At 61.9% G+C, this 6,382-nt stretch carries 7 protein-coding genes; 6 read left to right on the forward strand and 1 reads right to left on the reverse strand.

The features are described 5' to 3' along the window. The first annotated feature begins 8 nt into the window (after nucleotides 1-8). The 6 genes from ureG to GYH35_RS17750 all read left to right on the forward strand — a co-directional run bounded on the left by ureG (nucleotide 9) and on the right by GYH35_RS17750 (nucleotide 5,531). Nucleotides 9-653 (forward strand): urease accessory protein UreG, encoded by a 645-nt coding sequence (gene ureG / locus GYH35_RS17725; RefSeq protein ID WP_161811234.1) that lies wholly within the window; start codon nucleotides 9-11, stop codon nucleotides 651-653. Continuing rightward, nucleotides 650-1,600: an urease accessory protein UreD gene (locus tag GYH35_RS17730; RefSeq protein ID WP_161811235.1), complete on the forward strand. Its 951-nt coding sequence runs from the start codon at nucleotides 650-652 to the stop codon at nucleotides 1,598-1,600. The genes ureG and GYH35_RS17730 overlap by 4 nt, the downstream gene beginning before the upstream one ends. Before the next feature lie 31 nt (nucleotides 1,601-1,631). Next, nucleotides 1,632-2,633: an urea transporter gene (gene yut, locus GYH35_RS17735; protein WP_161811236.1), complete on the forward strand. Its 1,002-nt coding sequence runs from the start codon at nucleotides 1,632-1,634 to the stop codon at nucleotides 2,631-2,633. 153 nt (nucleotides 2,634-2,786) lie between these two features. Next, nucleotides 2,787-3,677: a bile acid:sodium symporter family protein gene (locus tag GYH35_RS17740; protein WP_161811237.1), complete on the forward strand. Its 891-nt coding sequence runs from the start codon at nucleotides 2,787-2,789 to the stop codon at nucleotides 3,675-3,677. 56 nt (nucleotides 3,678-3,733) lie between these two features. After that, on the forward strand, nucleotides 3,734-5,011 hold the full coding sequence (locus GYH35_RS17745) for a sulfatase family protein (protein WP_161811238.1): 1,278 nt from the start codon (nucleotides 3,734-3,736) through the stop codon (nucleotides 5,009-5,011). Between the two features lie 34 nt (nucleotides 5,012-5,045). Next, entirely contained in the window at nucleotides 5,046-5,531 is a 486-nt protein-coding gene (locus tag GYH35_RS17750; protein ID WP_161811239.1) for a SulP family inorganic anion transporter, read from the forward strand. Nucleotides 5,532-6,106: 575 nt separating this feature from the next. Here the strand turns inward: GYH35_RS17750 and GYH35_RS34630 are convergent. Continuing rightward, nucleotides 6,107-6,382, reverse strand: a 276-nt coding sequence (locus tag GYH35_RS34630) for a peptidoglycan bridge formation glycyltransferase FemA/FemB family protein (protein ID WP_202624388.1), incomplete at its 5' end; no start/stop codon positions are given.

Consider the following 6,382-nt stretch of genomic DNA (forward strand, 5'->3'; position numbering starts at 1 on the left):
GAAAAGTCATGGCGAAAAAAATCACACGCATTGGCATCGGCGGTCCGGTCGGGTCGGGCAAGACCTCGATCGTGGAAGCGATCACGCCGCGTCTGCTCGATCTGGGCATCAAGGTGCTGATCATCACGAACGATGTGGTGACGACCGAGGACGCCAAGCACGTTCAGCGGACGCTCAAAGGCGTACTCCTGCAGGAGCATATCGTCGGTGTGGAGACTGGAGCGTGCCCTCATACCGCCGTGCGTGAGGACCCCAGCATGAATCTGGCGGCGGTGGAGGATATGGAGCGACGCTTTCCCGATAGCGATGTGGTGCTGATCGAGAGTGGCGGCGACAATCTGACGCTCACGTTCTCGCCGGCGCTGGTCGACTTTTTCATCTACGTGATCGATGTCGCCGCCGGCGACAAGATCCCGCGCAAGAACGGACCCGGCATCACGCACTCGGATATCCTCGTCATCAACAAGACCGATCTGGCGCCGTACGTCGGGGCAAGCCTCGAGGTAATGAAGCGCGATTCACAGCTGATGCGCGGTGGCAAGCCGTTCCTGTTCACCAACTGCAAAACCGGCGAGGGCGTTACCGAATTGGTCGCGCTGATCGAGCGAGAGCTGCTGTTCGATCTCGAGCCGCGACGGCAGCAGGCGCCATGATGTCGTCGGACACCGCACGATGGGCTCGCGCCGAAGCGCTCGGCGTCTCGATGCCTGAGCTTGCGGCCTATCAGGACGAGCCGCAGCAGATGAGGAGCGGTACGGCGGGTAAGACAGGGTTCCTGCATCTGGGCTTCGAGCGCCGCGGTTGTCGTACGATCCTCGCGAACCTTCAACGGCGCGCGCCCTACATGGCGCAACGTGCACTGTACTTCGATCAGGCGATGCCCGATCTGGCCCACGTCTTCCTGATCACTACCACCGGCTGCCTGCTGCAGGGAGACCGGCTGACCCTCGATATCGCGCTGGGTCCGCGCGCGCAGGCACATGTCACCTCGCAATCCGCCACCAAAGTTCATTCGATGGATGCCAACTACGCGGTGCAAGTCCAGACCATCACGCTCGAGGACGATGCTTATCTGGAGTTTCTGCCCGATCCCCTGATTCCGCACCGGCACGCGCGATTCGTCAGCGACACGCAGATCACCATCGCGCCGTCCGCGACGTTGCTGTGTTCGGAGATCGTTCAGTCCGGTCGCAAACACTATCGATCCAGCGAGTGCTTCGGGGCCACGATGATTTCGTTGGCGACCGCTGCTGCCCGGCCGGAGGGACCCAGGTTGTTCGTCGAGAAGTTGCTGATCGATCCGCAGCGCTACGTGATGCGACAGACCGGTGTGATGGGTCCGTTCGACGTGCTCGGCAACGTCATCGTGTGCACGCCCAAGAATCATGCCGATCGCATTCTGGAGCGCCTCACCGCCGACGTCGATCTCACCACTGGCGTAGCGTTTGGGGCGTGTCGTCTGCCGCACGATGCCGGCCTGATCTATAAGATCTTGGGTTGCGAGACCGCGCAGGTCAAGGCCAAGGTGCGCGAGCTATGGGGAGTAGTGCGCGAGGAGGTTGTCGGCGCTCGACTCTCGCCACCTTTTCTGTGGCGGTGACAACGGCTCAACTCGCTCGTGGAGGCGCCCGATGAAAGCCCTCTTGGCAAAATGGGAAAAGCTGTGCGCGAGGTCACGCGCCTTACGGTTCGTGGACGGCAATCTGCGGGGCATCGGGCAAGTCATGTTTCAGGACAATCCGCTGACCGGATTGTTCTTCCTGGCGGCGATTTGCTGGGGCTCCTATGCGGCCGGCGTCCCTCACGTGGCGGTTGCCGGTGTGCTCGCGATCGTGGTCGCAACCTTGACGGCGAACTGGCTTCACGCTGACGACGCAAAGCTGGCTGCCGGTCTTTATGGCTATAACAGCATCTTGGTCGGACTCGCGGTGGCGACGTTTCTTGATCCCGGGCCGTTGCTCTGGGTCTATGTGGTGCTGGGGGCGGTCGCCTCGGTCGCCGTTACGATTGGAACAGTCACCGTCGTCAAACCTTGGGGCTGGTCGGCGTTGACGTATCCATTCGTCATTACGTCATGGCTCCTGCTGCTCGCGACGTATGGATTCGCGGGTCTGACCGGCACCGCGCTGCCTTCGGCCGAGGCTGTCGCACCGTACGAGCCTTATGAAGCGAGCCCGCTCGATCTCGCTGACTTCGTACAGGGCGTGTACCAAAGCATCTCGCAAGTGTTCTTGAAGGCAAGCGGCGTGGCGGCGTTGCTCCTGCTCGCGGGCCTGGCGGTGAATTCTCTCGCTGCCGCGGCATTCGCATTGGGTGGCGCGATTCTCGCGGTCGCCACCGCACACCTTTTCGGAGCAGAGAGCACCCTGATCACCGGCGGTCTGCTCGGATTCAGCCCGGTCCTGACGGCGATCGCGCTCGGCACCGTCTTCTATCAGCCGAGTTTGCGTGTCGTGGCGTACACCGCGGTTGCTACTATCTTCACAGTCATCGCGCAGTCGGCCCTCAACGCGGCTTTGTCGCCGTTCGCGATTCCTGCTCTCACGGCGCCCTTCATACTCGTGACCTGGCTATTCACATTGCCGAGCCGGTATCTCGACGACACCGCCACCGCCAGTCCCGACGCGCCGTAAGTCGGAAGCGATGTGATTTTTTGTTGGGCCAAGGCCCCATGGACCTGTCCGCGGCGGTCGGTCAGCCTCACGGGCGCCGCGTCGTTCGCGCCGCGAGTCGCTCCGCTACAGACCTGACGCGATAGCGCGCGTGCGGGTCGGGATGAAGGACTGATGATCGAGTTCATGACAGAGCGTGTGTTGCCATTCGCACTCACCCTCTCGATTCAAATTTTTGCAGTATCGAGCATGCTGATGGTCGGTCTGCGCTACACCATCGGCGACCTCGCGCGACCGCTGCGTGACATCTCCGGCGTCGTCATTGCGCTGGTGACGAACTTCGTCCTCGTGCCTCTGCTCGCGATGCTGTTGCTGCGGGCCGTTCCGCTGGACGCTCCGTACGCGACGGGGTTGATGATCGTTGCGAGCGCCGGGGGCGCTCCGCTGCTCGTAAAGCTGGCGATGAACGCGAAAGAAGATGTCGGCTTCGCGGCATCGCTCATCGTGCTGCTCCTGATCGGGACCATCATCGCGATGCCGCTCATCCTGCCGCTCGTTGCCGAAGGAGCTCGAGTCAGCGCTGTGGCGATCGCCCAGCCTCTTCTGATCACGATGTTCCTGCCGCTCGTCATCGGCTTCATCCTCAGGCCCGTTATACCTGAGCTGGCCAGGCGCGCCGTTCCCGTCCTTGCGACGATTTTAGGGATCGCGTTGTGGGTCATGATCGCGCTGTCGCTGTTCCTGAATCGCAACGCCGTCCTGGATATCGTCGGGCACGGGGCGATATTCGTCTCGATCCTGTTCATCGCCATTGCCTTCGTGCTCGGCTATGTCACTGGAGGTTTCGACAAACCCGAGCGGGTGGTGCTGGGATTCGGCGCCTCACAGCGCAACTTCGCTGCGGCGATCGTGGTTGCGACGCAAGCCTTCGATGAGCCGAGAGTGCTCGTCATGGCGGTGGTCGTCTCAATCGTCGCGATGCTCCTCATTCCGTTTTCAACCTACCTGGGCCGGCGCAAGGCGAGGGCAGGCGGAGAGCACGCTCCACCGTTTCCGTCACGATGAACCGGCCGGAGTCGACGCGATAGAACGCCAGTGTTGGCAGGAGACCGGAGGTGGGTATGTCTCGTCCAAACTTCATCTTCATCATGGCGGATGACATGGGTTGCGCCGATCTCGGGTGCTACGGCGGGCGCTCGAATTGTTCTCCGGTGCTCGATCGGATGGCCACCGAGGGGGCGCGTTTCACGAATGGTTATTCGAACTCTCCGGTGTGCTCACCGGCGCGCTTCGCACTCATGACCGGCCGCTATCAGCATCGATTGAGAGGCGGCTTCGACGAGCCGATCGCGAGCGGCGGGCCCTTGTTGGGCCTGCCTCCGGAACATCCGACCCTGCCTTCGCTGCTGCGTGACGCCGGATACTCGACTGCGCTGATCGGCAAGTGGCACCTGGGATCGCCGCCGTGGTTCAGCCCCGAGAAGAGCGGATACCAGGAATTCTTCGGCTTCCGCAGCGGCGCGGTGGACTTCTTCACTCATCGCAGCTTCGCTGGGCCGCACGACCTCTGGGAGGGGGACGCAGAAGCTCATGTGGACGGATACCTCACCGACATTCTGTCCAAGCGCGCGGCCGATTACATCCGACGCAAGGCGAACGATGGCCCTTACATGCTATCGGTTCATTACAGCGCGCCGCATTGGCCATGGGAGACGCGTGACGACCGCGCCGAGGCGGAACGAATCAAGAGTCTGTTTCATCTCGACGGCGGCTCGGTCGAAATTTATCAGCGGATGATTCATCACATGGACGAGGGCATCGGCTGGATCTTGCAGGCGATCGAGGAGACGGGTGGGCGCGACAATACGCTCGTGGTGTTCACCAGCGACAACGGCGCCGAGCGATTCTCAGATACCTGGCCTTTCGTCGGCAAGAAGATGGACCTGCTCGAAGGCGGCATTCGCGTGCCATACGTTGTGCGTTGGCCGGCCCGTATCAAACCCAACACGGTGAACGATCGCATCGTCATGGGCATGGACTGGATGCCTACGTTTCTGGCTGCGGCGGGTGTAGCGCCTCATCGCGACTATCCGCTCGATGGCGTCGACATGTTCGGTCCGGCGGTGGAGCGCAAAGTGTTCTGGCGCATGATTTTCAGGAACCAAAAGGCCGTGCGCGCCGGCGACTGGAAATGGCTCTGCGTCGATGGCAACGAATTCCTGTTCAATCTCCAGAAGGACCAGCGCGAACGTGCGAACCTCAGATACCGGGAGCCCGAGCGCTTCATGGAGCTACGGCGCGCCTACTTCGAGTGGGACGAGGGCATGCCCCTGATACCGGAGGACGCAAAGTACACGCTCGCCTACAACGAAGAGACGCTGGCAAAGTCCGTCGGGTGATCCGCACGAACCAGGCAGTCGAGGTTGTGCTGGCATGGACGAGCCGCTCATCAATGCGCAGTTCCCAAGAGGCAGCGAGGCTGATTTCAATCAGCCTGGCCTGTCCGCACTGCGCACCGCTGTCGCAAACCGTGCGCATCGTGCCCTCGACGGGACGCCGATCCGACAGGACTCGATCGCTGGGTTGAACAGCGCGCTGAGCAGCATCCCAGACGGCATGGCGAGCGGATTGCTTGCAGGTGTCAACCCAATCCACGGCCTGTACGCGTGCATGGCGGGGCCGATCGCGGGCGGACTTCTGTCAAGCTCGCAATTGATGCTGATCACGACGACCAGCGCTGCGGCGCTGGGCACGGGTCAGGCGCTCGCCCATCTGCCTTTCGAGAAGTACCGGTCGATCGGCAGTTGCGCTCCAACCAGGTCACTGTGCTCGATGTCTACGGGGGTCTTTTTTATGCTGGCGCGCGTACGCTCGAGCGTCAGCTGCCACTGCCGTTGGGCTCGCACAATGCAGTGGTGATCCTGAGGTTACGAGGGCGCACGTCGCTCGGCGCGACGCTGCTTGCGGTGCTGGCTGGCTATGCGGAAAGTCTGGCGGCGGAGGGAGGGCGACTCTATCTATCCGGTCTCAACCCAAGTGCATTGCGTGAGCTGGTCGGCTGGAGAAAGCTCGATCTCGAAGGTCCAGTGCGTGCTTTCGAAGTAACGCCGATTCGTGGCGCATCTACTCGGGCCGCCCGCGAGGACGCAGAAGCGTGGTTGATTCGCAGGCTAAAGAATTCAGCCAAAGTAAACGCTTCATTGGAGTAGCTGAAAGAATATCGGCACCAACGACGGCTTCTGAGAGATCGCCGCACCGTGGTCACAGAACCATTTTCTCGAGACAATTAGGTTTGCCTCCCACAACGCGTTGCGCCTCGCGAGCGGCGGAGTAAGCGCCGGCTCTTGCGCCAGCGGATGGCGGGGCACAGCAGATCGCGAATGGGCGCACCGGAATCCTGGAAGAAGACCTGGTGGTGATCGATTTGCCCAGGAGCTCGACGTGAAACCCTGGGCGGCTTGCACCGCGCGGAAGCCTGTCGGGCTATGGTTGTTTCATGCAACTGCCGGCTCGCGCAGCGTTTTGAGATAGCGCTCGTACGCTGCCTGATCGTAGATATAGTCGAGCGTCGGCACGAGGCTCACCTCGACGCCGCCGAACTTCCGTTTGAAGACACTGATGTCCTGCCACGGGTCGTCCATGTGGCCTGGGGGGGCGACACCCCACAAGTCGTACCACTCGCAGCCTCGGGCTTGCGCGTGCCGCATGATCTCGAAATGCAACAAGTAGGGCGCCATGACCCGCCGTTTCAACGCCAGCGAGCCGCCGAA

The sequence above is a fragment of the Steroidobacter agaridevorans genome (assembly GCF_009932555.1).
Classification (GTDB): domain Bacteria; phylum Pseudomonadota; class Gammaproteobacteria; order Steroidobacterales; family Steroidobacteraceae; genus Steroidobacter; species Steroidobacter agaridevorans.